Raw genomic sequence first — 23,513 nt, forward strand, 5'->3', positions numbered from 1 at the left:
CTGGGAGACGGCTTCTGGTATTTTAGATACAAGCTAAATATATTGCCTGAACAATTATGGGTCCGCAGGACAGAAGAGGTCAAGAAGTGATGCCGCACGCAGCCGCCGCCACACCGCAACTGCTGCGCCGCGTCAATGCCCAGGCCGTGCTGCGCCACATCCGGAACGCCGGCACGGCGACCGGGACCGACCTGATGGCCCTCACCGGGCTGACCCGGGCCTCGGTGATCGCCGTCTGCGAAGACCTGATCACCAGGGGCTGGATCGTCGAGCTCGATCAGCCCGCGGACCCGGCGAATCCGCGCAAGGGCCGGCCCGCCCGGCGGTTTTCCTTCAACCGCGAGGCCGGCTTCGTCCTGGGCCTCGACATCGGCGCAGCCACCACCACCGCAGCCGTGGCGGACCTCCATGGAAACGTCGTCGGCCGGTCCAGCGAGAGCTTCCGCGCCGAGGACATCCCCGCGCAGGAACGGATCGGCATCGTCGATCTCGCCTGCCGACAGGCGTTGGCGGCCGCGGGGACCGCTCCGGACAGGGTCCTGGCCGTCGGCGCCGGGATCGCCGCACCGGTGGACCGGGACGGGAACGTCCTGGTGACGCAGCGGTTCTGGAGCCTGTTCGACGTCGGGCTCCGCTCCGCGCTGAAGGACCTCCACGGCTGGACGGTGCTGCTGGAGAACGACGCCAACCTCGCCGCCCTCGGTGAACGCTGGCGCGGATCGGGCGCGGGCGTGGATGACCTCGTGGTGCTCCTCGCGGGCGAGCGACTGGGTGCCGGGGTCATGGAGTCGGGCCGGTTGCTCCACGGCCGCGGCGGCGCGGCCGGCGAGATGGGCTACCTGGACATGGTGGAGGGCGTCGGGTCGAGTCACGGCATCGCGGCCCTGGCGCGGCAGTGGTCCGCGGAGGCCGGCGGGCCGTCCGCCGGCGGCGCGGCAAGCGCACGGCGGGTGTTTGAGGACGCGGCGGCGTCGGATCCGGCGGCGCTGGCCATCCTGGCCAGGATTGCGGAGCGCATGGCGCGTGTCATCGCCTCGATCGCAAGCCTGATCAACCCCGAGCAGGTGGTGATCGGCGGCGCCGTCGCGGAGTCCGCCGGGGCCCTGCTGCCGGCGATCACGGACCTGCTCCCCCGTTTCACCGCCACGCCGCCCCGCGTGACCGTCTCGCCGCTGGGCGACGCGATCGTCACGGTCGGCGCGGTCCGGCACGCGCTGGACTACGTCGAGGCGAATGCGCTGGAACTGGTGCTGCCCGCGCCCGCCTGACGGGCTGCCCGCGGGCCAGGCGAGCCGGGAGCGGGTCAGCCCAGCGGGTCCAGGGCGGCGGCGAGGGGCAGGGTGCCGTCCCGGAACTCGATGGTGCGCCGGATCGTACCCGGCAGGCCGAGGACCGCGGCCGCCACCAGGGCGACGTTGGCCCGGGCGGTCCCGGTGCCGTCCGATGTGTCGGCGGGGTCGACGTCGATCATCCCGTTGCCGGGCCCGTCCGTCAGCGTGCCGGGGCCCAGGACCGTCCAGTCCAGGCGAGTCCCCCGGAGGTAGGCATCCGCGGCCGCCTTGGCCTCGGCGTAGGCGAAGAAGCCGTTGTCCGCCGGGACGCCGTGGTCCGGGCCTGCACCGAAATAGGAGACCATGACGTATCGGCCGACGCCGACCTCCGCTGCGGCGTCCATGGAGCGAATAGCGGCGTCCCGGTCAACGGCGTAGGTCCGTTCCGGGTTGCCGCCGCCGGCCCCGGCGGACCACACGACGGCGTCGTGGTTTCGCAGCGCTGCGGCGATCTCCGCCGTCGTCGCGTGCTCCACATCCAGGAGCGCCGGCGTGGCGCCGGTCGCGGCGACGTCGGCCATTTGGTCCGGGTTGCGGATGAAGGACGTGACCTCCTGCCCGTCCGCTGCGAGGATTCTGGACAGTTCCAAAGCCACTTTGCCGTGGCCGCCGATGATTGCAATTCGCGTCATGGTGCCATTCTGTCCCACCGGACGAAGAACTGCTGCCCCATGGTCCACAGGTTGGTGGTGGTCCAGTAGATCAGGACCCCGATCGGGAAAAGGATGCCGCCCACGCCGAAGACCACCGGGAGGCTGTACAGAAGCACCTTCTGCTGGGAGACGATCGGGCTCGCCACGGCATTTTCGGCCGCGTTCCTGGCCATGATCCGCCGCTGCGTGATGAGCTGCGCAGCCGTCATGGCGAGGATCATCGCGATGGAAAGTACCCATAGGGCGACCTGGCTGGTGCCGCCGCCGTGGAGCAGCGACGCGGACAGCGGGACCCCGAAGATTGCGGCCTCGTCGAACTGCCTGACCTGCCCGGCACTCATGGCACCGACTCCTTCGCCCTGGCCGGCGGCAGTGCCGATGCCGGCGAGGACCTGGAACAGCGCAAGGAAGAACGGCAGCTGGATCAGCATGGGCAGGCAGGCCGAGAACGGGTTGGTGCCGTGCTTCCTGTACAGGGCCATCTGCTCCCGCGCCATCGCTTGGCGGGACAGCTGGTCGGTCTTGCCCTGGTACTTCTCCTGCAGCTCCTTCAGCTCCGGCTGCAGGAGCCGCATTTGGCGTTGGGCCTTCACCTGCTTGAGGAACACCGGGATGAGGGCCGTCCGGATGACCAGCACCAGTCCAATAATGGCCAGGGTCCAGGTCCAGCCGCTGGCCGCCGGCAGGCCGATGGCGCTGAGCCCGTCATGGAAGCCCACCATGATGGCGGAGACCAGCCATTTGAACGGGGCCATGATTGTCGCCAAGACGTCCACCGACCCCCCCCTTTCGCCGCGTGCTGCAAAGCTACGGTGATTCGGGGAACTTGTCACGAGTCCGGACGACGCCGTCCGCCGTCCGGGGCGACTTTGGCCATGATTTCGGCGCCTAAGCCCGAAATCCGCGGCGTGTCCGTGTCAAAGTGCCCCCGGATCGCGTCGACTGAGCCGGAGTCCTTTCGGCCAGGGCGATCCTGTTCCTCCAAGGGCAACAGAAAGACCCCCGGAATCTCAAGGATTCCGGGGGTCGTATCTGGTAGCGGTGGGGAGGCTCGATCTCCCGACCTCACGATTATGAGTCGTGCGCTCTAACCAACTGAGCTACACCGCCATAAATGAGGAAAACCTGCGCTAAGCCGGTCAAAAACCGCCTTGACACAGGCCCTCATTCAGAGCCCCCCACCGGAATCGATCCGGTGACCTCGTTCTTACCAAGAACGCGCTCTACCACTGAGCTAGGGGGGCAACGAGTAAATACTCTACCGGAAGATTCGCCCACCAACAAATCGGCGCCCGGACGACGGCGGCGCTGACGAAAAGTACGGAAATCCGGGCTCCCGCGGGGGTTCCAGGAGCAAAAACCGCCGCTCCGGATACCCCCTGCGGGGCGGGTGTGACGAAGCGAACACGGGAGCGGAACGCTTAAAGAGGAACGGGCCGGCTCGGGAGCCGGCCCGTTCTCAGACGGTGCTAATGGTTACCACTTGTTGCGGGGCTTGAAGCCGCCCTCGTGGCGCGGCTTGCGGGAGTCGCCGCCGAAGCCGCGCTCGGAACGCTCGCTGTACGAGCGGCCGCCGCGGTCCGCGGAGGACCGCTCGCCGTCGTTCTTGCGGAACTCGCGCTTGAAGCCTCCGTTGCCCTTGAAGTTGCCGCTGCCGCCGGAGTAACCGCCGCGGTCTCCGCGGTCCCCGCCACGGTTGCCCTGGTAGGTGCCGCGGTCACCGGAGGGCCGGCGGCCGTTGTCCAGCTCGAGGTGGATCAGCTCGCCGCCGATCCGGGTGCGGGACAGGGCGCGCAGCTGCTCGGGGCTCAGGTCCGCGGGGAGCTCTACGAGGGAGTGGTCCGAGCGGATGTCGATGCCGCCGATCTGCGACGAGGAGATGCCGCCCTCGTTGGCAATGGCGCCCACGATCGAGCCGGGCATGACGCGCTGGCGGCGTCCGACGGCGATCCGGTAGGTGGCGTTGCCTTCGGTGAGCTGGCGGGTCGGGCCGCGGGAGCCGAAGCCGTCCTTGGAGCGCTCGCGCTTCTGGAAGTCCGGAGCGGCCGGCAGGTCCTTGACCAGCAGTGGCTGCCCGCCCTGGGCCATGACGGCCAGCGCCGCGGCGATCTCGGCGGCCGGCACCTTGTGCTCTTCCTCGTAGGAGGCGATGAGGTCGCGGAACATGGCGACGTCCTCGGACTCGAGGGTCTCCGTGATGCGTTCAGCGAACTTGCCCAGGCGCAGCGAGTTGACGGTTTCGGCGGTCGGCAGGTGCATCTGTTCGACCGACTGGCGGGTGGCCTTCTCGATGGCGCGCAGCAGGTACTTCTCCCGCGGCGTCATGAACAGGATGGCGTCGCCGGTCCGGCCTGCACGTCCGGTGCGGCCGATGCGGTGCACGTAGGACTCGGTGTCGTGCGGGATGTCGTAGTTGACCACGTGGCTGATGCGCTCGACGTCGAGGCCGCGGGCGGCGACGTCGGTGGCCACCAGGATGTCAATGCGGCCTTCCTTCAGCGCGTCAACGGTCCGTTCACGCTGCTGCTGCGGGATATCGCCGTTGATGGCGGCCGCCTGGAAGCCGCGGGACTTCAGCTTGTCGGCGAGGTCCTCGGTGGCCATCTTGGTGCGCACGAAGGCGATGACGCCGTCGAACTCTTCGACCTCGAGGATGCGGGTCATGGCGTCGAGCTTGTGCGGGCCCATGACCTGCAAGTAGCGCTGCCGGATATTGGTGCCCGTGGAGGTCTTGGACTTCACGGAGATCTCGGCGGGGTCGTTCAGGTACTGCTTGGACATGCGGCGGATTTGGCCGGGCATCGTGGCCGAGAAGAGCGCCACCTGGCGGCTCTCCGGGGTCTGCTGGAAGATCTGCTCGACGTCATCGGCGAAGCCCATGCGCAGCATCTCGTCGGCCTCGTCCAGCACCAGGTACTGGAGTTCGGACAGGTCCAGGGAGCCCTTGGCGATGTGGTCAATCACGCGGCCGGGGGTACCGACGACCACCTGGGCGCCGCGGCGCAGGCCGGCCAGCTGCGGGCCGTAGGCGGAACCGCCGTAGACGGGCAGCACGGTGAAGTCATCGATGTGCTTGGCGTAGGAGGTGAACGCCTCGGCCACCTGGAGCGCGAGCTCACGGGTCGGCGCCAGGACCAGGGCCTGGGTCTTGCGGGACGGGCCGTTGAGGTCGTGGAGCTCGGCCAGGCGGGACAGCGCGGGCACTGCGAATGCTGCGGTCTTGCCCGTACCGGTCTGGGCCAGGCCGACGACGTCGCGGCCTTCGAGCAGCAGCGGGATGGTGGCCGCCTGGATCGGAGACGGTTTCTCGTAACCGACGTCCTGCAGGGCGGCGAGGACGCGGCCGTCGATGCCAAGGTCAACGAACTTGACGCCCTCGTCCTCGGCGTCGTCGTTCTTCGCCGGTGCGGCGGCAGGAGCCTCGGTGAATTCCGGGGCGGCGGGGGCAGAAGTCTCGACGTCGGCCTGGCTGGTCTCGGCGGCAGCCGCGGTGTCGACGGAGTTGTTCTGGTTTTCGGGCATAGGGGATTTCTTCCTCATCCATAGGGGCCAAGCGGCACAACCCGAGGTGAGCGGAGCCGCAGTACGCGTGACACGAGATGCCGGGCGTACGTTGACCGGCGGGTCACATGGAAGTCCGGCGCTTTCGCAATCCCGTGGCAGGACCTCCCGCTGCATCTCTTGGCTGCTATCCCAGCAGTCTGTACAGCGTTTTCTTTTGCCGGCTCTCCCTATGAAAATGCCCGCATCACAATTTGCGGGCCCCAACACTTACCAGTCCTGCCTCAAGAATTGGGCAGGAATAAGGGATTTCCGGAGTGGGGGATAGTTCAATTGTAGGGCATGGACCGGCGCCGCGGTAACCGGAGGCCCGACGGCGGCCGGTGAGCTTGCGCACACCGGCACCGGCAAGTACGCCCGGACCGTGCCCCCTGCAGGGCCGTGACCTACACGCTAAGACGGCGCCTGCCCTACACGCCAAGCCGGCGCTGCAGCTTCTCGAATTCCTGGTGGTACTCGGGCTGCAGGCGGATCTCGCCGTCGGCGTCGGCGTCGCGCAGGGCTTCCATGTCCTCTGCGGTGGGATCGGTGAACCACTTGGCAATGGTGACGCCGTGGACGGGGACGAAAAGGCGGTGGATGTGGTTCCCGGCTTCGATGTTGCCGGTCCGGACCACGCGGAGGTAGGCGCCCACCCTGCCGGCCTCGGTGAACCGCTTGACCCAGTGCGGCTCGGCCATGCGGCGCTGGAACGTGGCACAGGGAACGCGCGGCGAGGTGACTTCCACCTCGACGTCCAGTCCGATCTTCCAGCGTTCGCCGATCACGGCGCCGGAGGCGTCGAGGCCCGCGATCCGCAGGTTTTCACCAAAGATGCCCGGCGGCAGCTCCCGCCCGAGCTCCCCGGCCCAGTAGTCGGCGTCGTTCTGTGAATACGCGTAGAGCGCCTGGTCCTCGCCGCCGTGGTGGATCCTGCTGGCCTGGATGTCACCGTGCAGGCCAAGCTTGTGGACCCGCACCGGACCGTCCACGGGGCGCTTATCGATCGCGGTGACGCCCACGCTGCCCGGGTCTTCTAGCAGCTGGTGAACCCGGCAGACGGCAAGCACAGATGCGGTTTCCATGGCACCAGTGTAGGCCCGCCCGGGCACCGGATTCAGCGCGCGCACCGGCGCAGTTGCGGCCGCCGCGACCACCACGGCCGGGGCCGCCGTAGGATGCTGGCATGAGCAACGAGGCTGGCCTTTCCGATCTTTCCGATGTTTCCGACGTCCTGGCGATTGATTCGCTCCTGAGCGCCGCGGAGCTGGCCGTGCGGGAGCGCGTCCGCGACTTCACGAACCAGCGGATCCGTCCGGAGATCGCCGCCTGGTACGACGACGCCGTGTTCCCCCTGGACCTTGCCCCGGAACTGGGCGAACTCGGCGTGCTCGGCATGCACCTGGAGGGCTACGGCTGCCCCGGCCGGTCCGCCGTCGAATACGGCCTGGCCGCTATGGAACTCGAGGCCGGCGATTCCGGTATCCGCACGTTTGTCTCCGTGCAGGGCTCCCTCGCCATGACGGCCATCCACAAATGGGGCTCCGAGGACCAGAAGCAGGAGTGGCTCCCCCGGATGGCCGCCGGGGAGCTGATCGGCGCGTTTGCCCTGACGGAGCCCACGGCCGGTTCCGACCCGGCGTCGATGAAGACCGTTGCCCGCCGCGACGGCACGGGCGAGGACGCCGGCTGGGTCCTGGACGGCGCCAAGCGCTGGATCGGGCTCGCGTCCGTGGCCGACGTGCTGGTGGTGTGGGCCATGACGGACGACGGCGTGCGCGGCTTCCTGGTCCCCCGCGGCACGCCGGGGGTTACCGCGACGCCGATCGGGCAGAAGCTCTCCATGCGCGCGTCGATCCAGTGCGACATCGCGTTCGACGCCGTCCGGCTGGGCCCGGAGGCGCTGCTGCCGGCGGCGCGGGGGCTGCGCGGGCCGTTCTCCTGCCTCAACGAGGCCCGGTACGGCATCGCGTGGGGCGCGATGGGCGCCGCCCGGGATTCCTACGAGGCGGCCCTGGCCTATGCCGGGGAGCGGCTGCAGTTCGGCAAGCCGCTGGCCGGCTACCAGCTGACGCAGGAGAAACTCGTGAACATGCTCGTGGAAATCCAGAAAGGCACCCTGCTGGCCCTGCACCTGGGCCGGCTCAAGGACGCCGGGCGGCTGCGGCCGGAGCAGATCTCGCTCGCCAAGCTCAACAATGTGCGCGAGGCCCTCACCGTGGCCCGGGAGGCCCGCACGATCCTGGGCGGCAACGGCATCACGCTGGACTACTCCCCGCTGCGGCACGCCGCCAACCTTGAATCCGTCCGCACCTACGAGGGCACCGACGAGGTCCACACCCTGGTCCTGGGCCAGCACATCACGGGCTTGCCCGCGTTCCGGTAGCCGCGAGGGCCCGGACGTCGGGCGGAGAAGCCGCCGTCGGCCTTGACCAGCTGCCCGGACATCCAGCGGCCCTCGGGCGAGAGCAGGAACGCCACCGTGCCGGCCACGTCCGCAGGGGTGCCCAGCCGGCCGCCGGGCTGCCGGGCGGCCAGTTCGCCGCGGAGCGCGTCATCCATCCAGCCGGTGTCCACCGGCCCCGGGTTGAGGACGTTGGCGCTGATCCCCAGCGGTCCGAGCTCCCGGGCCGCCGCAATCACGATCCGGTCCAGCGCGCCCTTGGACGCCCCGTAGGGCAGGTTGAAGGCGGTGTGGTCGCTGGTCAGCGCCACGACCGCCCCGCCGTCGGGACCGGCCTGCCGGGCGAAGGCCGCAATCAGCTGCCAGCTGGCCCGGGTGTTGACTGCGAAGTGCCGGTCAAAGCTCGCCAGGGAGGTGTCCAGGATGCCGGAGTCCACGGATTCGGCGTGGCTGAGCACCAGTCCGTGCAGGGTGCCGGCTTCCTCCGCCGCCGCGGCCATCAGCCGCTCCGCGGCCTCGGGGTCTTCAAAGTCCGCCGGCAGGACCACGACGGCGGCGCCGGTCGCCTGCAGTTCGGCGGTGAGGCGTTCGACGTCGTCCGGCTGGACGCCCCACGGCATCCGGGCGTCGTAGTCCTGCCAGCAGCTCAGGACGAGGTCCCAGCCGTCCGCGGCGAGCCGGCGGGCGATGCCGGCGCCGATTCCGGCGAGCCGGCCGACGCCGGTCACGAGGGCGGTCTTGCGGGGTGTCGGGGAACTCATGCCGAACAGCCTAGCCGCGTCGCCGGGAGCAACCGCTCATGAGCGTCAGGCGGGGGTCCGGACGCCCCGTTCGGCCGCAGGGACGGCGGCGAGGTCGAGATCCGGTGCCAGCGCGTCCCGGCGCAGCGCCACGAACCAGCACGCCAGGAGGGCGACGGCGCAGAACACCCCGGCGCTGGATGCCATGATCCACAGGCCCGGCGTCTGGATGTCGAGGTTGGCCGCGCCGAGGGCCTTGCCGATGGTCTTGGGTGAGAACAGGAACACCAGGATCGAGAGGCCCAGCACCCCGCCCATGGTCCAGCGCATCGCGGCGTAGCGGCGCGGGGTTTCCCGCAGGGTCCAGGCGAAGGCCGGGAAGACCGCCGCGACCCACACCCAGTGGTGGGACCACGAAACCGGGCTGATCAGCAGCATGGTCAGTGCCGTCGCCGAGACGGCGACGACCCGCGCGCCCTGGTCGCTGGCAGCCTTGATCACGCCCGCGCCCAGCGCCACCACGGCCAGGCTCAGGACCAGCCACGGCACGGTCACGGTCGCCTCCGGGACGCCGAAGTGCAGCAGCGCGCCCTTGAGGGACAGATTGTCCACGTAGCCCGCCCCGCCCACCCGGGAGGTGTCCTGCAGCATCTGGAACCAGAACTGCAGGGATTCGGCGGGGCGCAGCACCCAGCCCAGCAGCACGGTCGCGGTGAAGCCGGCGGCCATGTTAAGCAGACCCCGCCAGTCCTTGCGGACCAGGTAGTACAGCCCGAACACCAGCGGCGTCAGCTTGATGCCGGCGGCGACGCCGACCAGCAGGCCGCTGCCGGGAACGCCGCGGGTCCAGCGCGGATTGCGGGAGAGCAGGTCGGCGGCCATCAGCCCCATGAGGAGGACGTTGATCTGGCCGAACACCAGGGTTTCGCGCCACGGGCCGAGGTTGAGTACCGCCAGGACCAGCACCGCGGCGGCCCAGCAGTTGCCCGGCGACCGGAACGTGGCCCGCCAGTTGCTCTTGGCGTTCCAGTAACGGACGGTGCGGACGGCGGCCAGGATCGCCACGGCGGCGCCGGCGGCGTTGAACAGGGTCAGCGCGGCCGCCTGGGGCAGCCGGGCCAGGAAGCTGAAGACCACGGCGGCGAACGGCGGATAGGTGAACTTCAGCGCCGGCCCGCCGGCCCAGTCCACGTTGCCGGCGTACAGGTCCGACGGCGCCGCGCCGGCGTCGTTGAGGATCTTCCCGCCGTACCAGTAGACGCTGAAATCCAAGCCCTCTTTGGCCCAGGCGCCGAGCGAGACCCAGATGAACCAGCCGGCCGCGGCGATCGCCAGGGCGGCGGAAAACCAGAGCAGCTTCGCGGGCAGGTTGCCGGTGGACGGCACGGGGCTCACCTTGGAATCGGGCACTGACATGATTTCCCCCATCGGGCTGCTGGTATAGACGCTGGCCGAATGGTCGGTTCCGTCCGGGCGGCCGAAACGCGCCCTCGCTGTCGGCCCAGTCTACAGAACAGCTACGCCGGCACCGGGGCCGCCTCAGCCGCCCGGGCGTCCTTGCAGATGGTGGCGCTGATGACGGCGGCGATTGTGCACATCGCGGCGGCGGCGAACCAGGCGTACGTGTACTGGCCGGTGGCGTCGCGGATTGCGCCGGCGGCCAGGGCCGCCGCGGCCGCGCCGAGCTGGTGGGCCGCGAACACCCAGCCGAACACGACACTGCCGTCGGCGCCGAACACCTGGCGGCAGATCGCGGCGGTCGGCGGCACGGTGGCCACCCAGTCCAGACCGTAGATCACCACGAACACGATCATGCTGGGGTGGACCGTGGAGCTGAGCAGCAGCGGCAGCACCAGCAGCCCGATCCCGCGGAACTGGTAGTACACGGCCAGCAGGATCCGGGGGTTGTACCGGTCCGTCAGCCACCCGGAGGCGATGGTTCCGACGATGTCGAAAAGGCCGACGACGGCGAGCAGACCCGCCGCGGTGGTCTCGGGCATGCCGTGGTCATGGGCGGAGGGGATGAAGTGGGTGCCGATCAGCCCGTTGGTGGTGGCACCGCAGATCGCGAACCCGGCCACGAGGGCCCAGAAGGTCCGGACCCTGCTGGCGCGCCTGAGGACCTGCAAAGCGCGGACCGCGGCGTTGCGGCGCGGTTCCGCAGCGGCCGGAGCCGGCGCCGTATCCGGAGCCGGCGGCGCCGCGCCGTCCTCGGTCTCCCCGGCCGCGGGTGCCTCGGCCCCGTACGGCAGCACCCCGACGTCGGCCGGTGAGTTCTTCAGGAATTTCAGCACGAGCGGCACCACGGCGAGCGCACCGGCGGCGATCAGCAGCGAGGCCTGCCGCCAGCCCGGGTCCTGGGCCAGGAGCGCGATGAAGGGCAGGAAAAGCAGCTGCCCGGCGGCGCTGCCGGCGGTGAGGATCCCGATCACCAGGCCGCGTCTCTTGACGAACCAGGTGTTGGCGATCGTGGCGGCGAAGACCAGGGCCATGGACCCGGTGCCGAGCCCGATCAGCAGCCCCCACGTCAGCAGGATCTGCCAGGACTGGTTCACAAGGACCGTCAGCGCGCTGCCGGCACCGATCAGCACGAGGGCCACGGCCGTGACGGCGCGGATGCCGAAACGCTCCATCAGGGCCGCCGCGAACGGCGCCGTGAGCCCGAACAGAACCAGGTTGATGCTGACCGCGGCGGACAGCACGGTGGTGGACCAGCCGAACTCGTTCTGCAGCGGCACCATGAGCACACCCGGCGCCGCGCGGAACCCCGCGGCGCCGACGAGGGCCAGGAAGGCGACGGCGGCGACGGTCCACGCCGGGTGGATCCGGCGGCGGACCGGAGAGGGGGCCAGAGTGGTTTCGGGGGCGCTCATGCGGCGGTTCCGTTCTCGGGATGGGCCGGGTCGGGGCTGTGCCGGCCGGCCGAGGCCAGCGGGACGGGGTCCGGGGTGCGGGTGAGGCTGTGCCAGCTGGTGTTTCCGGCGCTCAGCCGTTCCCCGCAGGCCGTGCAGGTGTCCGCGGACGAGGTCCGCTGCCCGCAGCCGCTGTGGATCACGAACATGTGCGCCTGGGCGGACGGGGCCGGGAGGTGCTTCTCGGACCAGATCACCACCGCGTTGAGCACGGGCAGGGCGTCCTCGCCCTTGGCCGTGAGGACGTACTCCTGGCGGGTGCGGCCGCCGTCGTCGTAGGGCCGGCGGGTGAGGAGCCCGGCGTCGACGAGCCCGGCGAGCCGCTTGGTGAGGACCGAGTCCGCCGCCCCCAGCCGCTGTTTCATGGCCTCGAAACGGCCGTTGCCGAAGAAGACTTCCCGCAGGACGAGCATGCTCCACGGGTCGCCAAGGATGTCCAGGCCGCGGGCCATGCTGCAGGTCCGCGCGGACCAGTCGGATCGAAGTGCCATGCAGGCCACCCTAGCTGACTCTCTTAAAGAAAGCCAGCCATTTTGCCGGAACGCCGAGGTGGGCGACGCCTCAGGTCAGGGAGGACAGCGCCGCGTCGAGGTCGGCGATGAGGTCCTCGACGTCCTCGATGCCGCAGGAGAGCCGGATCAGGTTGACCGGGACGGCCAGCTCGGTGCCCTTGACCGAGGCGTGCGTCATCTCGGACGGGTAGTTCATGAGCGATTCGATCCCGCCGAGGGACTCGGCGAGGGTGAACACGGTGGTGGATTCTGCCACCTTCCGGGCCGCGGCCTCGCCGCCCTTGAACTGCACGGAGATCATCCCGCCGAACTTCTTCATCTGCTTCTTCGCCAGCTCGTGGCCCGGGTGGGAGGGCAGGCCCGGGTAAAGCACGGCCTCCACCTCGGGGCGCTGCAGCAGCCATTCGGCCACAGCCTGGGCGTTGTCGCTGTGCCGGTCCATCCGCACGCCGAGGGTTTTCAGGCCGCGGGTGGTGAGGAAGGCGTCCATCGGTCCGGACACGGCGCCGACGGCGAACTGGACGAAGCCGATCTTCTCGGCCAGTTCCGGGTCGTTGACGATGATCGCGCCGCCGACGACGTCGGAGTGGCCGCCGATGTACTTGGTGGTGGAGTGCACCACCACGTCGGCGCCGAGGGCGAGCGGGTTCTGCAGGTACGGGGAGGCGAAGGTGTTGTCCACGACCAGGAGGGCGCCGGCGTCGTGCGCCACCGTGGCCAGGGCCGCGATGTCCGTAATCTTCATCATCGGGTTCGACGGCGTCTCCACCCACACCAGGCGGGTCTTGCCGCCGCCGCCGGCCGATCCCCCGGCCGCCACGGCCTTGGCCACGGCGTCGAGGTCGGACATGTCCACCGGGGTGTTGCCGATGCCCCACTCCCCCAGGACCCTGCTGATGAGCCGGTACGTGCCGCCGTAGGCGTCGTTGCCGAGCACGATGTGGTCGCCGGGCCGGGTCAGGGCGCGGATCATGGAGTCCTCGGCGGCCAGGCCCGAACCGAAGGAGAACGCGGCCGTGCCGCCTTCCAGTGCGGCGAGCTGTTCCTGCAGCGCGTCGCGGGTGGGGTTGGTGCCGCGGCCGTACTCGTAGCCGGCCCGCAGGCCGCCGATGCCGTCCTGGGCGTAGGTGGAGGAGAAGTGCACCGGGGGCACCACGGCCCCGGTGCGCGGTTCGAAGGCCTGGCCGGCGTGGACGGCGCGGGTGTTGAAGCCGGTGGTCTTCTCGGAAGAGCTTTCTGGCAGGGACATGGGACTCCTTGGACTGGTCAGTTGCTGAGGTAGGCGAGGAGGTCGTGGCGGGTCAGGATCCCCACCGGAGCGCCGACGAACGTCACCATGAGGGTGTCGGCGTCGGAGAGGAGTTCGCGGGCAGTGGAGATCGATTCGAGCGAACCGATCACGGGCAGGCGGGCCTCCATGTGTTCGGAGATCTTGTCCGAGAGCTTGGCCTCGCCGCGGAAGAGCTTGGCCGTGAGCGTGCGCTCGTCCACCGCGCCGAGGACCTCGCCCATCACCACGGGCGGTTCCTGGGACAGGACCGGGATGTGCGAGACGCCGAACTCGTTCATGATGTTGATGACGTCGCGGACGCTCTCGTTCGGGTGGATGTGGACCAGGTCCGGGAGTTCGCCGGTCTTGGCCTTGAGGACCTCGCCCACGGAGGCTTCGTCCCCGCTGGCCAGGAAGCCGTAGGAGCGCATCCACTGGTCGTTGAAGATCTTCGCCAGGTAGCCGCGGCCCGAGTCCGGCAGGATGACCACCACTACGGCCTCGGCCGGGAGGTCCTTGGCGACCTCCAGCGCGGCCACGACGGCCATGCCCGAGGAACCGCCCACCAGCAGGCCTTCCTCGCGGGCGAGCCGGCGCGTCATCGCGAAGGAGTCAGCGTCGCTGACGGCAATGACGTCGTCCGGGACGGACTTGTCGTAGTTCGCCGGCCACATGTCCTCCCCGACGCCCTCGACGAAATACGGGCGGCCGGTGCCGCCGGAGTACACCGAGCCGGCGGGATCCGCGCCGATGATCTTGACGACGCCGCCGTCGGCCGCGGACCGTCCGGCGGAGGCTTCCTTGAGGTACCGGCCGGTGCCGGTGATCGTGCCGCCGGTGCCGGCGCCGATCACGCAGTGCGTGACCCGGCCGTCGGTGTCGTTCCAGATCTCGGGCCCGGTGGATTCGTAGTGGCTGGCCGGGGCGGCCGGGTTGGAGAACTGGTCGGGTTTGTAGGCGCCGGGGATTTCGGTGACAAGCCGGTCGGAGACGCCGTAGTAGCTTTGCGGGCTGTCGGGCGGGACGGCGGTGGGGGTGACCACCACTTCGGCGCCGTATGCCTGGAGCACGGCCCGCTTGTCCTCGCCGACCTTGTCCGGGACCACGAAGATGCAGCGGTAGCCCTTCTGCTGTGCCACGAGCGCCAGCCCGACGCCGGTGTTGCCCGAGGTGGGTTCCACAATGGTTCCGCCGGGCTGGAGCTTGCCGGTCCGCTCGGCCTCGTCGATCATCTTGGCCGCGATCCGGTCCTTGATCGAACCGCCGGGGTTCAGGTACTCCAGTTTCACCAGGACAGTGGCTGCGATGCCGTCGGTGACGTGGTTGAGCTTGACGAGCGGCGTGTGGCCGATGAGGTCCAGAACGGACTGGGCGTACTTCATAGGTACCAAGGTACCGCCTCCGGCGCACGGGCACGTCGGAGCGGCGGCGGCGCCCTGAAGTGCGAGGATTGGGCGGTGACGAGGATTGCCGGGCTGAAGAGGTTCAAGAGCTATGCGCTGCCCGCGGGCATGCTGCTGGCCGGGTGCGCGGCGCTGGCGACCGGGCTGCTGCCGGTCCCGGCCTTCGAGGAGCTGGCGGCACGGACCGTGCCGGTGCTGGCGTTCGTGGTGGCGATGTCCCTGGTGACGGAGCTGGTGGACGACGCCGGGCTCTTCCGGGTGGTGACGGAGCGGCTGGCGACGCTGGGCCGCGGCCGGGTCCTGCTGCTGTGGTTCCTCGTCATCGCCCTGGCCACCGTGTCCACGGTGTTCCTGTCGCTGGATACGACGGCGGTCCTGGTGACTCCCGTCGTCGTGCTGCTGGCTGTGCACGCCCGCATCCCGCCGCTGCCGTTCGCGCTGACCACGATCTGGCTGGCGAACACGGCCTCCCTGCTGCTGCCGGTGTCCAACCTGACCAACCTGCTGGCGCAGGACCGGCTCCGGCTCAGTCCGGCCGCGTTCGCCGCCCTGGTGTGGGCCCCGGCGCTCGTGGGCATCGTGGTTCCGCTGGTGCTGCTGTGGCTGGCGTTCCGCAAGGATCTTCGCGGCCGCTACGGCCCGCAGCCGGTCCACAAGGTCCGGGACCGGGTGCTGCTGTACGCGGCGTCCGGTGTCCTGGCCGTCCTGCTGCCGGCGCTCGTGTCCGGCATTCCGGTGCAGTATTCGGCGATCGCCGCCGCCGCGGTCCTGCTGCTGCTCTTCCTCTGGCGCCGCCGCTCCGCCCTGCGCTGGTCCATGATCCCCTGGCGTCCGCTCATGCTCACGTCCGGCCTGTTCATGGTGGTGGAGACCCTGCACGCCAACGGCCTCACCCGGTTCCTGACCGGGATCCCCGGCAGCGGCGACAGCCTGCCGGTGCTCCTGCAAATCGCCGCGCTGGGCACCGGGACGGCCAACGCAGTCAACAACCTCCCGGCCTATCTGGCCCTCGAGCCGGTGGGCAGCTCCCCGGCGCGGCTGGCGGCCCTGCTGATCGGGGTGAACCTGGGCCCGCTGGTGACGCCGTGGGCTTCCCTGGCCACATTGCTGTGGCACGAGCGGCTCCTGTCGCTGAACGTCGATGTCCGCTGGGGCGGCTTCGCGGTGGCCGGCGCCGCCGCCGTCGTCGTGACCGTCCCGCTGGCAGTTGTGGCGCTGTGGCTCACCACCCGGATGCACTGAGCCGAGGAACCAAGATTCCGGGCCGTACCCTCAGGCGCCGATGTCGTTTCCGGAGTCCGCCGCCGCGGCGCCGCCCTCCGGAGCCGCGTTCTGCCAGAGGCCGACGACGTTGCCTTCGCTGTCCTTGAAGTAGGCGTTCCAGCCCATGCCCGGGACCTCCATTTTCGCGCGGAACACGGAACCGCCCCGCGCGGCGATTTCCGCCAGGGCGGCGTCGATGTCATCGACGTCGATGGTGACCACCGGAGCCGTCAGCTCCCCGCGCCGGAACAGGCCGCCGTTGATGGATCCGGCGACGGCGGGCCGGCCTGTCTCGTCCATCGGCGTCGTCATGGCCAGGCTGTATTCCATCTCCGGCATGACTTGGAAGCCCCAGCCGAAGACCGAACTGTAGAACTGCCGTGCCCGGTCCTCGTCGTCCGCGGGAATCTCGAAATGCACCACTCCACCGGCCATGATGTGCTCCTCGCGGCCCCGGCGCCCGGACCAACGGCAGGCACGCCGGACCGGCGCCCCAGCCGGAGTCTAGCCCCGGGACCCGCGGACCTTTAGGGCCGTTCGGCTCACTTGCCGGGTCCTCCGGTGCGTTCCCGGCGGCCCGGCGTGGGAACATGTTCGGATGACCCTTGCAGACGTTCCCGCCGGCCTGGCCGCCGCGGCGGACGCCTCCCTGCGGTGGCATCCCGGCCGGCCCTTCGACCTGCTGCAGACGATCAGCCCGCTGCAGCGGGGGCACGGGGACCCGTCCATCCGCCAGGTCCCGGGCGCTGTGTGGCTGGCATTCACGACGCCGGCCGGCCCCGCGTCGCTGCGGCTCACGTCAAGCGGACCCCGGACGGATCCCGCCGTGGACGTCCAGGGCTGGGGCCCCGGGGCGGCGGACGCCGTTGGCTCCGTGCCGCGCCTGCTGGGCCGCGACGACGACTGGACGGCGTTTGATGAGCCGGCATTCCACGCCACACTCCCCCGAATGGTCATCGAGGCCCGGCGCCGGAACCCCGCCGTGCGGATGCCGGCAACCGGCCGCATGATCGACTCGCTCGTCCCGACTATCCTGGAACAAAAGGTGACCGTCATTGAGGCCCGCCGCGGCTATCGCTACCTGACGTACCGGTTCGGGGCGACCGCGCCGGGCGCCGGGACGGTGGCCCCGGCGAACCTTATGCTCCAGCCCACGCCCGAAGCGTGGCTGCGCATTCCGTCCTGGGAGTGGCACAAGGCCGGGGTGGGCCCGCAGCGCTCCGCGACGGTGATGCGGGCGCTCCGCTCCGCCGCCGCGCTGGAACGACTCGCTGCCGTGCCGGCGGCCGAGGCTAGCGCCAAGCTGCAGACCATTCCCGGGGTCGGCGTCTGGACGGCGGCCGAGGTGGTGCAGCGCACGCACGGCTGCCCGGACTCGATCGCGGTGGGCGACTACCACCTCGCGGCCTACGTGGGCGCGGCCTTGACCGGCCGCCGGACCGACGACGCCGGCATGCTCCGGCTGCTGGCCCCCTGGGCCGGGCACCGGCAGCGGGTGGTCCGGATGATCGGCCTGAGCGGCTTCCGCAAACCCGTCTTCGGCCCCCGGATGACCATCCAGGACCACCGCGGCCACTGACCCCCTTCCCGCCCGGATCCGGCGGCGGTCCGGGGGCACTTTGAGGCGCGACACGCCGACAACAAGGGCACCGGCCTCGAACACAGTGGCCAAAGTGCCCCCGGACGGAGCACCGCGCCCTATGCGCGGCAGCCAGCCCGCCCGGGGTGCTACAGGCCCAGCCGGGCCGCGGCCTCCTGGCGCATGTCCACCTTGCGGATCTTGCCGGAAACGGTCATCGGGAAGCTCTCCCGGACATCGACGTAGCGCGGGATCTTGTAGTGTGCCAGCTTGCCGCGGCAGAACTCGGCCAGGCCGGCGGCATCCAGCGGCGCGGCGCCGGGTTTCATGATGACGCACGCCATCAGTTCCTCGCCGTACTTGGCGTCCGGCACGCCGATCACCTGCACGTCCTGGATGTCCGGGTGGGTGTAGAGAAACTCCTCGATTTCGCGCGGATACACGTTCTCCCCGCCGCGGATCACCATGTCCTTGATCCGGCCCTCGATCACGATATAGCCGTCGGCGTCCATCCGGGCGAGGTCTCCGGTGTGCATCCATCCCTCGGCGTCGATCGCCTCGGCGGTCTTGTCCGGCTGGTTCCAGTACCCCTGCATCACGGCGTACCCGCGGGTGCACAGTTCGCCGATCCCGCCGCGCTCGAGCACCTCCCCCGTGACCGGGTCCACGATCCGGCTCTCCAGGTTGGGCATCGTCCGGCCCACGGTCTCGGTGCGCTGGGCCATGGTGTCCACGCTCCGGGTCATCGTGGATACCGGCGAGGTCTCCGTCATGCCGTAGCAGATGGCGACGTCGCGCATGTTCATTTCGCCGATGACCCGGTTCATCACCTCGATCGGGCAGAGGGATCCGGCCATGACGCCCGTGCGCAGTGTGGAGAGGTCGTAAGAGGCGAAGTCCGGCAGTGCGAGCTCGGCGATGAACATGGTGGGCACCCCGTAGAGGGAGGTTCCGCCGAAATCCTGCACGGCTTCCAGCGCCGCCGCCGGGGAGAACGACCGGCCGGGAATGATCGTCGCGGCCCCGTGGCTGAGTGCCGCCAGGTTCCCGATCACCATGCCGAAACAGTGATAGAACGGCACCGGAATCACCACGCGGTCGTGTTCGGTGTAACCCAGCTGCTCGCCGATCGAGTACCCGTTGTTGAGGATGTTGTGGTGGGTCAGCGTGGCACCTTTCGGGAATCCCGTGGTGCCGGAGGTGTACTGCAGGTTGATGGGATCGTGCGCGTCCAGGTCCGCCATGCGCGCCTGCAGCGCGGAATGTCCGACGTCGTCGGCCCGCCGCAGCAGCTCGGCGTAGGTCCGCTCCGCTTCCCTTTCCGGTTCGCCGGCGCTGAGCCCGTCGACACCGCCCGCCGGAAGGAAGATGAGCTCGCGCAGGTCCGGGCACGCCGCAAGCGCCTGGCGCGCCATCGCGGTGTAGTCGCTGTTCCGGTCCGAGGGCGCCGTGACCAGCATGCGCATGCCATTCTGCCGGACGACGAACTCGAGTTCGTGGCTGCGGTAGGCCGGGTTAACGTTGACCAGGATTGCCCCGGTCTTCGCGGTGGCGTACTGCAGGATGGTCCATTCGGCGCAGTTCGGGCTCCAGATGCCGATCCGCTCACCTTTGGCAACGCCCAGGGCGAGCAGCGCACGCGCCAGGCGGTCGACGTCGTCGTTCAACTTGGCATAGCTCCAGCGCCGGGCTTCCTCGCCGGGCACCGCAGCCGCCTCGATCAGCGCGTCGTGGTACGGGAACTGCGCCGCGATCCGTTCGAAGTTCGCGCCGATGGTTTCCTCGAGCAGCGGGACGTCAGTGTCCCCGCCTGTATAAGCAAGCATGGTGTGACGCTACCAACTGCGCGGGGGCAAAAGAAGAGCAAAGCTTGGAAGTCCTATGAAATCTTGAGGTCATCTGCCGGCGCCGGCGCGGACGCCCGGTAGGGTATTTGGCATGAGCGAACCCATCGACCTGCTGGCCACTTTCATCCCCAACGACGGCGAATTCTTCCGCGTGAAGCTCGCCCTGGAAATCGCCATTGACGAGGTGGTCAACGAGCCCGGCTGCATCCGCTACGAGCTCACCGAAGCCAACGAGGACAAGCTCGTGCTGACCGAACGGTGGGCCAGCCAGGACGACCTCGACAAGCATGCCAAGGGCACCGCCCTCCAGGATCTGAACGAATCCCTCAGCGCGCTGCTGGCCGAGCCGGTCAAGGTCGAGAAAGTCTGACCAACCCCTCCACGGCCCCCGGCCCTGGGGACACCCAACAGCCTGAGGCCCCCAACAGCAACGCGGGGTCACTCCGCGCCCGTCCAGGAAGGATTTATGGGCGCGGAGTGACCCCGCGTTGCTTGTGCCTGTAGGGGTTTAGGCTTCGGGGATCTGGGTGCCGTCCTGCTTGGCCGCCGCGGCAGCGGCTTCGGCCTGGGAGCGGGCCACATGGGCGTGGACTTCCTCCATGTCCAGGGCCTTGACGGCGTCCACCACCTGTTCCAGTTGCTGGGCGTTCAGGGCGCCCGGCTGCGAGAACACCAGGACCTTTTCGCGGAATGCCATCAGTGTGGGGATCGAGGTGATGCCGGCCTCGGCGGCGAGCTGCTGCTCGGCCTCGGTGTCCACCTTGGAGAAAACGACGTCCGGGTGCTTCTCGGAGACTGCTGAGTACGTGGGGCCAAACTGCTTGCACGGACCGCACCATTCGGCCCAGAAATCGACAAGGACGATGTCGTTGTCCTCGACGGTCGATGCGAACTGTTCACCTGTGATGTCTACGGTAGCCATGAGTCAACGGTACGGGAGCCTGCGGTGATTGTCCCCGGCATTTCGCTGTTGGCACACCCCGCAGGCGCGGGCGCTGCTCAGGCCCAGGCATGCGGGGCCGGACGCCGGGCACCGGGCAGCCCGTTGGTTTCGCGCCAGTCATGGATCCACTCCGGCAGTTCCAGACCCGCCGGCGGGGCGCCGAATTCGCGGAGAATCTCGTCCTGGCTGACCGGTTTGCCCTTTCGTACCAGCCGGGTGGCGATGTAGGCGCGGGCATAGATCTCGCCGTCCACCACCATCCGCTGTTCGAAGTAGATGGCCTTCGCGTCCAGGCCGATGATCCGGGTTTCGACCGTGTACCGCTGCCAGAGCTGCAGCGACCGGCGGAAGGCGATGGTTTCACCGGCCGCCACCGGGGTCCAGCCCTTCCGGCGCATCTTCTTCCAGGTTCCGCTGCGGGCCATGAGGTCGAAGCGGCCGAGGTCCATCAGCGAGAAATACATGCCGTTGTTGACGTGCATGGCGATGTCAATGTCGGTCGGCAGGACCCGCAACGGCAGGGACGAGCTGTCCCAGATACTCAGGGGCGGGCGGCGCGAGGACGTGAACAGCAGCAGGAGGGTACGAAGCAAGAGGTGCATGGGGCAATGTTACCGGTGGGTAACAATGCTGCCAAGGGCGGGAATAAGGGACCTTTGGACCGATTGACCGTGCCGCCGTGCGGGAACATAATCGGAATCAGTACTACCTTCATCCACGACTGCGCCGACCATGAGGCCGACGGCAGAGCGTTCAACGGAAAGCGGTCGGAATCATGAGTACTGCCCATCACCCTGTCACTGTAACCGGCTGGACCGGTTGGGCCCGTTTTGCGGGGGTCATTCTGATTATCAACGGCGTCTTCAGCGGTCTCCAGGGACTCGTCGCGCTGACCGGGCCCGACACGTACTATCTGGCGACGCCGGGCACGTTGTTCCTCTTCGATGCGAAGGGCTGGGGCTGGTGGAATATTGCCATCGGTGCAGGCCTGATTCTCACCGCCGTCGCGCTGTTCGCCGGTGCCACTTGGGCCCGGATCACGGCGGTCATCCTGGCCGGCCTCAGCGCGGTGGTTCAATTGATGCTGATTCCGTCGCAGCCATGGTGGTCCGTCATCGTCATCGCCGTCGACGTCCTCATCATCTATGCGATCATCGCCCACGGCGAGGAACTCAAGGCCGAAAACGCACCGCCGGCGTCCTAGGGCACCGAATCTCCGGGCACTGAATCCCCAGGCCACGACGGCCGCGGCCGGCGGCTTTGATCCGCCACGCCGCGGCCGTCAGTGCGTGGCAATCAGTTCAACCTCGTAGCCGTCCGAATTCTCAAGGTAGGCCGCGAAGTGGCCGGGTCCGCCCGCGTGCGGGTATTTCTCCGGAAACAATGCACGCCAGCCATGGTTGAGGCTTTCGGCCGCCAGGGCATCGACCTGCTCCGGCGTTCCTGCACTGAATGCTAGATGGTTCAGCCCCGGCGCGGTGCGTTCGTGCACCGCACCGGTCAAGTCGCGCGATTGCTCGACCACAATGTAGGTCGGGCCGCGACGCCAGCTGCATCCGTGGGCCCAGTCCTGGTAGGGCTCGTAGCCGAGCCGGCCCAGCAGCCAGCCCCACTGGCGCTTGGCCCGCGGCAGGTCCGGCACCCAGAGTTCTACGTGGTGCAGGCCGCCGAAGGTCACGGGGGCACCCCATTCAGCTGGCATCAGGGTTCAGCTGCCATCAGAACAGGATCCGCTGAAGGAGGATGTGGTCCTGCCAGGTGCCGGCGATCCGGAGGTAGGCGGGCGCGCGGCCGATTTCCTCGAAGCCGGCGCGTTTCAGGATTCGCTGTGATGCCGCGTTGTGCGGGAGGGTAGCGGCCTGCAGCCGGTGCAGCCCCAGCTCCGTCCGGGCGGCCTCGACGGCGAATCCCAGCGCGGCCGAGCCGATCCCCTGCCCGGTCAGGTCCTTGTCCACCCAGTACCCGACGTGGGCACTGAGGAACGGCCCCCGGACGATGCCGCTGAGGTTCATGACCCCGACCACCCGGGGACCGTCCAGAAGGACCCACGGCACGTCCGATCCGGCAACGAACAGCCGGAGCTTGGCTTCGATGCTGGCGGACTGTCCCTCCGCCGTGAAGAATTCCTCCGCCCGCACAGGCTCCCACGGCGCCAGGTGTTCGCGGTTGCGGAGGTAGGCCGCGGCGAGCGGGCCGGCGTCGGACCTGTGCAACACCCGCACGCGCACTCTCGCTGTCAAGGCGGTACTGGTCCCGGTCACCCGGAGACTCTAACGGTCATTCCGCGCACGTTCAATCAGGGCCCTCAAGCCGTGGCTTCGTCGTCGTCCTCATTCGGGTCGGCACCGTGAACGGTGACGCTCGTCACGCCCGGCACGTCCAGCAGGTAGGGGACGAGTTCCCGTAACGGAAGATGCCCGTGGAAGCGGATGTCCATCAGGACTATCGGTTTTTGTTCGGTGCCCGATTTCTTGGTGCTCAGGATCGATGAGCTGAAGCCCATGTTGGTGGCGATCTCCAGAACCTTTCTGAGCACGCCCTGGTTGTCGGCGTAGCCCAGATGCAGGACGCGGTTGGTGTCCTGGGTGGGGATTCTGCGGACCGCGGGAGAAACCACGTACAAGGTGATGAGGTGGAATGCGGTCAGCGAAAGGGCCAGTGAAAGCATCCCGGCGCCGCACGCCATGCCGACCGCGGCCGACACCCAGATGCTCGCCGCCGTCGTCAGGCCCCGGACAGCATTCCTGCCCTTGAAGATCACGCCGGCGCCGAGGAAGCCGATGCCGCTGACAATCTGGGCCGCAATGCGGGACGGGTCCATGGTGGCCCCGGGCGGCAGCGCGGCGGAAAACCCGTAGGCGGAGATCAGCGTGAACGTGCACGATCCGAGTCCGACCAGGACATGGGTGCGGTACCCGGCAACTTTCTGCCGGACCTGGCGCTCGGTACCTATCAGGGAGCAAAGGACAAAGGTCGACAGCAGGAGCCAGATTTCCACCAGTGTTGTCTTGGTGAACAGCCCATATGCGTCGTCCATGGTGCCTCCGACTCGGCCCGAGAGCGGCTCCCCGGCCAATCCCGGAGAGCGACAACGGCTCTCGAGGTTGATACTACCG

The 23,513-nt window shown here is 69.0% G+C and carries 22 protein-coding genes, 2 tRNA genes and 1 pseudogene; 6 read left to right on the top strand and 19 right to left on the bottom strand.

All coding sequences use genetic code 11. The features are described from left to right. Positions 1-89 precede the first annotated feature (89 nt). Positions 90-1,268, top strand: a complete 1,179-nt coding sequence (locus CFN17_RS00865) for an ROK family transcriptional regulator (RefSeq protein WP_208749546.1) — start codon at positions 90-92, stop codon at positions 1,266-1,268. 35 nt (positions 1,269-1,303) lie between these two features. On the opposite strand, the gene CFN17_RS00870 is transcribed toward CFN17_RS00865, so the two are convergent. The 6 genes and pseudogenes from CFN17_RS00870 to CFN17_RS00895 all read right to left on the bottom strand — a co-directional run bounded on the left by CFN17_RS00870 (position 1,304) and on the right by CFN17_RS00895 (position 6,609). Then, the gene (locus CFN17_RS00870) at positions 1,304-1,963 is read right to left on the bottom strand and encodes an NAD(P)H-binding protein (protein WP_208749547.1); all 660 of its coding nucleotides are present in this window, start codon (positions 1,961-1,963) and stop codon (positions 1,304-1,306) included. Positions 1,964-1,983: 20 nt separating this feature from the next. Further along, positions 1,984-2,760: pseudogene (gene yidC, locus CFN17_RS00875) on the bottom strand (membrane protein insertase YidC); the annotation flags it as partial. A 257-nt stretch (positions 2,761-3,017) separates the two neighbouring features. Beyond that, a tRNA-Met gene (locus CFN17_RS00880) sits at positions 3,018-3,094 on the bottom strand. 62 nt (positions 3,095-3,156) lie between these two features. Continuing rightward, positions 3,157-3,228: transfer RNA gene (locus CFN17_RS00885), tRNA-Thr, on the bottom strand. 232 nt (positions 3,229-3,460) lie between these two features. Then, positions 3,461-5,506, bottom strand: coding sequence for a DEAD/DEAH box helicase (locus tag CFN17_RS00890; RefSeq protein ID WP_208749549.1), 2,046 nt, complete (start codon positions 5,504-5,506; stop codon positions 3,461-3,463). A 449-nt stretch (positions 5,507-5,955) separates the two neighbouring features. Continuing rightward, positions 5,956-6,609: an MOSC domain-containing protein gene (locus CFN17_RS00895; protein ID WP_208749550.1), complete on the bottom strand. Its 654-nt coding sequence runs from the start codon at positions 6,607-6,609 to the stop codon at positions 5,956-5,958. 101 nt (positions 6,610-6,710) lie between these two features. Between CFN17_RS00895 and CFN17_RS00900 the strand changes: the two genes are divergently transcribed. Further along, positions 6,711-7,910: an acyl-CoA dehydrogenase family protein gene (locus tag CFN17_RS00900; RefSeq protein ID WP_208749551.1), complete on the top strand. Its 1,200-nt coding sequence runs from the start codon at positions 6,711-6,713 to the stop codon at positions 7,908-7,910. Here CFN17_RS00900 and CFN17_RS00905 read toward each other — a convergent pair. The 6 genes from CFN17_RS00905 to CFN17_RS00930 form a co-directional block, all read right to left on the bottom strand. Further along, entirely contained in the window at positions 7,838-8,689 is an 852-nt protein-coding gene (locus CFN17_RS00905) for an SDR family oxidoreductase (RefSeq protein WP_261792295.1), read from the bottom strand. The genes CFN17_RS00900 and CFN17_RS00905 overlap by 73 nt on opposite strands. Before the next feature lie 45 nt (positions 8,690-8,734). Then, positions 8,735-10,084 (bottom strand): glycosyltransferase 87 family protein, encoded by a 1,350-nt coding sequence (locus tag CFN17_RS00910; protein WP_208749552.1) that lies wholly within the window; start codon positions 10,082-10,084, stop codon positions 8,735-8,737. Positions 10,085-10,185: 101 nt separating this feature from the next. Continuing rightward, positions 10,186-11,541 (bottom strand): MFS transporter, encoded by a 1,356-nt coding sequence (locus CFN17_RS00915; RefSeq protein ID WP_208749553.1) that lies wholly within the window; start codon positions 11,539-11,541, stop codon positions 10,186-10,188. Continuing rightward, entirely contained in the window at positions 11,538-12,071 is a 534-nt protein-coding gene (locus CFN17_RS00920; protein WP_208749554.1) for a helix-turn-helix domain-containing protein, read from the bottom strand. Before CFN17_RS00920 ends, CFN17_RS00915 begins: the two co-directional genes overlap by 4 nt. A 70-nt stretch (positions 12,072-12,141) precedes the next feature. Beyond that, positions 12,142-13,341, bottom strand: a complete 1,200-nt coding sequence (locus CFN17_RS00925; RefSeq protein WP_208749555.1) for a cystathionine gamma-synthase — start codon at positions 13,339-13,341, stop codon at positions 12,142-12,144. 17 nt (positions 13,342-13,358) lie between these two features. Continuing rightward, positions 13,359-14,744 (bottom strand): cystathionine beta-synthase, encoded by a 1,386-nt coding sequence (locus CFN17_RS00930; protein ID WP_208749556.1) that lies wholly within the window; start codon positions 14,742-14,744, stop codon positions 13,359-13,361. Between the two features lie 129 nt (positions 14,745-14,873). On the opposite strand from CFN17_RS00930, the gene CFN17_RS00935 reads away from it, so the two are divergent. Continuing rightward, positions 14,874-16,007, top strand: a complete 1,134-nt coding sequence (locus CFN17_RS00935) for an SLC13 family permease (protein WP_208751265.1) — start codon at positions 14,874-14,876, stop codon at positions 16,005-16,007. 30 nt (positions 16,008-16,037) lie between these two features. Here CFN17_RS00935 and CFN17_RS00940 read toward each other — a convergent pair whose 3' ends face one another. After that, positions 16,038-16,463 carry a VOC family protein gene (locus CFN17_RS00940; RefSeq protein ID WP_208749557.1) on the bottom strand — a complete coding sequence of 142 codons (426 nt, stop codon included), beginning with the start codon at positions 16,461-16,463 and terminating at the stop codon, positions 16,038-16,040. A 163-nt stretch (positions 16,464-16,626) separates the two neighbouring features. Between CFN17_RS00940 and CFN17_RS00945 the strand changes: the two genes are divergently transcribed. Further along, positions 16,627-17,607 (top strand): DNA-3-methyladenine glycosylase, encoded by a 981-nt coding sequence (locus CFN17_RS00945; RefSeq protein ID WP_208749558.1) that lies wholly within the window; start codon positions 16,627-16,629, stop codon positions 17,605-17,607. A 149-nt stretch (positions 17,608-17,756) separates the two neighbouring features. Here the strand turns inward: CFN17_RS00945 and CFN17_RS00950 are convergent, their stop codons facing one another. Continuing rightward, entirely contained in the window at positions 17,757-19,433 is a 1,677-nt protein-coding gene (locus tag CFN17_RS00950) for an AMP-binding protein (RefSeq protein ID WP_208749559.1), read from the bottom strand. A gap of 112 nt (positions 19,434-19,545) precedes the next feature. On the opposite strand from CFN17_RS00950, the gene CFN17_RS00955 reads away from it, so the two are divergent. Beyond that, complete coding sequence (locus CFN17_RS00955; protein ID WP_208749560.1) at positions 19,546-19,824, top strand: putative quinol monooxygenase; 279 nt, start codon at positions 19,546-19,548, stop codon at positions 19,822-19,824. Positions 19,825-19,962: 138 nt separating this feature from the next. On the opposite strand, the gene trxA is transcribed toward CFN17_RS00955, so the two are convergent. Both trxA and CFN17_RS00965 read right to left on the bottom strand, forming a co-directional pair. Further along, positions 19,963-20,376, bottom strand: a complete 414-nt coding sequence (gene trxA / locus CFN17_RS00960) for a thioredoxin (RefSeq protein WP_208749561.1) — start codon at positions 20,374-20,376, stop codon at positions 19,963-19,965. A gap of 77 nt (positions 20,377-20,453) precedes the next feature. Then, positions 20,454-20,999 carry a thioesterase family protein gene (locus tag CFN17_RS00965; RefSeq protein WP_208749562.1) on the bottom strand — a complete coding sequence of 182 codons (546 nt, stop codon included), beginning with the start codon at positions 20,997-20,999 and terminating at the stop codon, positions 20,454-20,456. 173 nt (positions 21,000-21,172) lie between these two features. On the opposite strand from CFN17_RS00965, the gene CFN17_RS00970 reads away from it, so the two are divergent. Beyond that, positions 21,173-21,601, top strand: a complete 429-nt coding sequence (locus CFN17_RS00970) for a hypothetical protein (protein ID WP_208749563.1) — start codon at positions 21,173-21,175, stop codon at positions 21,599-21,601. Between the two features lie 78 nt (positions 21,602-21,679). Here CFN17_RS00970 and CFN17_RS00975 read toward each other — a convergent pair whose 3' ends face one another. From CFN17_RS00975 to CFN17_RS00985, 3 genes are all read right to left on the bottom strand, one after another. Next, complete coding sequence (locus CFN17_RS00975; protein ID WP_208749564.1) at positions 21,680-22,099, bottom strand: VOC family protein; 420 nt, start codon at positions 22,097-22,099, stop codon at positions 21,680-21,682. Positions 22,100-22,115: 16 nt separating this feature from the next. Then, positions 22,116-22,619 carry a GNAT family N-acetyltransferase gene (locus CFN17_RS00980; protein ID WP_395926963.1) on the bottom strand — a complete coding sequence of 168 codons (504 nt, stop codon included), beginning with the start codon at positions 22,617-22,619 and terminating at the stop codon, positions 22,116-22,118. 83 nt (positions 22,620-22,702) lie between these two features. Next, entirely contained in the window at positions 22,703-23,434 is a 732-nt protein-coding gene (locus tag CFN17_RS00985; RefSeq protein ID WP_208749566.1) for an MgtC/SapB family protein, read from the bottom strand. Between the last annotated feature and the right edge of the window lie 79 nt (positions 23,435-23,513).

This window comes from Arthrobacter sp. PM3 (assembly GCF_003352915.1).
In the GTDB taxonomy this organism is placed as follows: domain Bacteria; phylum Actinomycetota; class Actinomycetes; order Actinomycetales; family Micrococcaceae; genus Arthrobacter.

What these genes read in the sequence shown, in the direction of transcription:
- CFN17_RS00865 (WP_208749546.1), top strand. Translation starts at nt 90, where the DNA reads ATGCCGCACGCAGCCGCCGCCACACCGCAACTGCTGCGCCGCGTCAAT.
- CFN17_RS00870 (WP_208749547.1), bottom strand. Translation starts at nt 1,963, where the DNA reads ATGACGCGAATTGCAATCATCGGCGGCCACGGCAAAGTGGCTTTGGAA.
- CFN17_RS00890 (WP_208749549.1), bottom strand. Translation starts at nt 5,506, where the DNA reads ATGCCCGAAAACCAGAACAACTCCGTCGACACCGCGGCTGCCGCCGAG.
- CFN17_RS00895 (WP_208749550.1), bottom strand. Translation starts at nt 6,609, where the DNA reads ATGGAAACCGCATCTGTGCTTGCCGTCTGCCGGGTTCACCAGCTGCTA.
- CFN17_RS00900 (WP_208749551.1), top strand. Translation starts at nt 6,711, where the DNA reads ATGAGCAACGAGGCTGGCCTTTCCGATCTTTCCGATGTTTCCGACGTC.
- CFN17_RS00905 (WP_261792295.1), bottom strand. Translation starts at nt 8,689, where the DNA reads ATGAGTTCCCCGACACCCCGCAAGACCGCCCTCGTGACCGGCGTCGGC.
- CFN17_RS00910 (WP_208749552.1), bottom strand. Translation starts at nt 10,084, where the DNA reads ATGTCAGTGCCCGATTCCAAGGTGAGCCCCGTGCCGTCCACCGGCAAC.
- CFN17_RS00915 (WP_208749553.1), bottom strand. Translation starts at nt 11,541, where the DNA reads ATGAGCGCCCCCGAAACCACTCTGGCCCCCTCTCCGGTCCGCCGCCGG.
- CFN17_RS00920 (WP_208749554.1), bottom strand. Translation starts at nt 12,071, where the DNA reads ATGGCACTTCGATCCGACTGGTCCGCGCGGACCTGCAGCATGGCCCGC.
- CFN17_RS00925 (WP_208749555.1), bottom strand. Translation starts at nt 13,341, where the DNA reads ATGTCCCTGCCAGAAAGCTCTTCCGAGAAGACCACCGGCTTCAACACC.
- CFN17_RS00930 (WP_208749556.1), bottom strand. Translation starts at nt 14,744, where the DNA reads ATGAAGTACGCCCAGTCCGTTCTGGACCTCATCGGCCACACGCCGCTC.
- CFN17_RS00935 (WP_208751265.1), top strand. Translation starts at nt 14,874, where the DNA reads ATGCTGCTGGCCGGGTGCGCGGCGCTGGCGACCGGGCTGCTGCCGGTC.
- CFN17_RS00940 (WP_208749557.1), bottom strand. Translation starts at nt 16,463, where the DNA reads ATGGCCGGTGGAGTGGTGCATTTCGAGATTCCCGCGGACGACGAGGAC.
- CFN17_RS00945 (WP_208749558.1), top strand. Translation starts at nt 16,627, where the DNA reads ATGACCCTTGCAGACGTTCCCGCCGGCCTGGCCGCCGCGGCGGACGCC.
- CFN17_RS00950 (WP_208749559.1), bottom strand. Translation starts at nt 19,433, where the DNA reads ATGCTTGCTTATACAGGCGGGGACACTGACGTCCCGCTGCTCGAGGAA.
- CFN17_RS00955 (WP_208749560.1), top strand. Translation starts at nt 19,546, where the DNA reads ATGAGCGAACCCATCGACCTGCTGGCCACTTTCATCCCCAACGACGGC.
- trxA (WP_208749561.1), bottom strand. Translation starts at nt 20,376, where the DNA reads ATGGCTACCGTAGACATCACAGGTGAACAGTTCGCATCGACCGTCGAG.
- CFN17_RS00965 (WP_208749562.1), bottom strand. Translation starts at nt 20,999, where the DNA reads ATGCACCTCTTGCTTCGTACCCTCCTGCTGCTGTTCACGTCCTCGCGC.
- CFN17_RS00970 (WP_208749563.1), top strand. Translation starts at nt 21,173, where the DNA reads ATGAGTACTGCCCATCACCCTGTCACTGTAACCGGCTGGACCGGTTGG.
- CFN17_RS00975 (WP_208749564.1), bottom strand. Translation starts at nt 22,099, where the DNA reads ATGCCAGCTGAATGGGGTGCCCCCGTGACCTTCGGCGGCCTGCACCAC.
- CFN17_RS00985 (WP_208749566.1), bottom strand. Translation starts at nt 23,434, where the DNA reads ATGGACGACGCATATGGGCTGTTCACCAAGACAACACTGGTGGAAATC.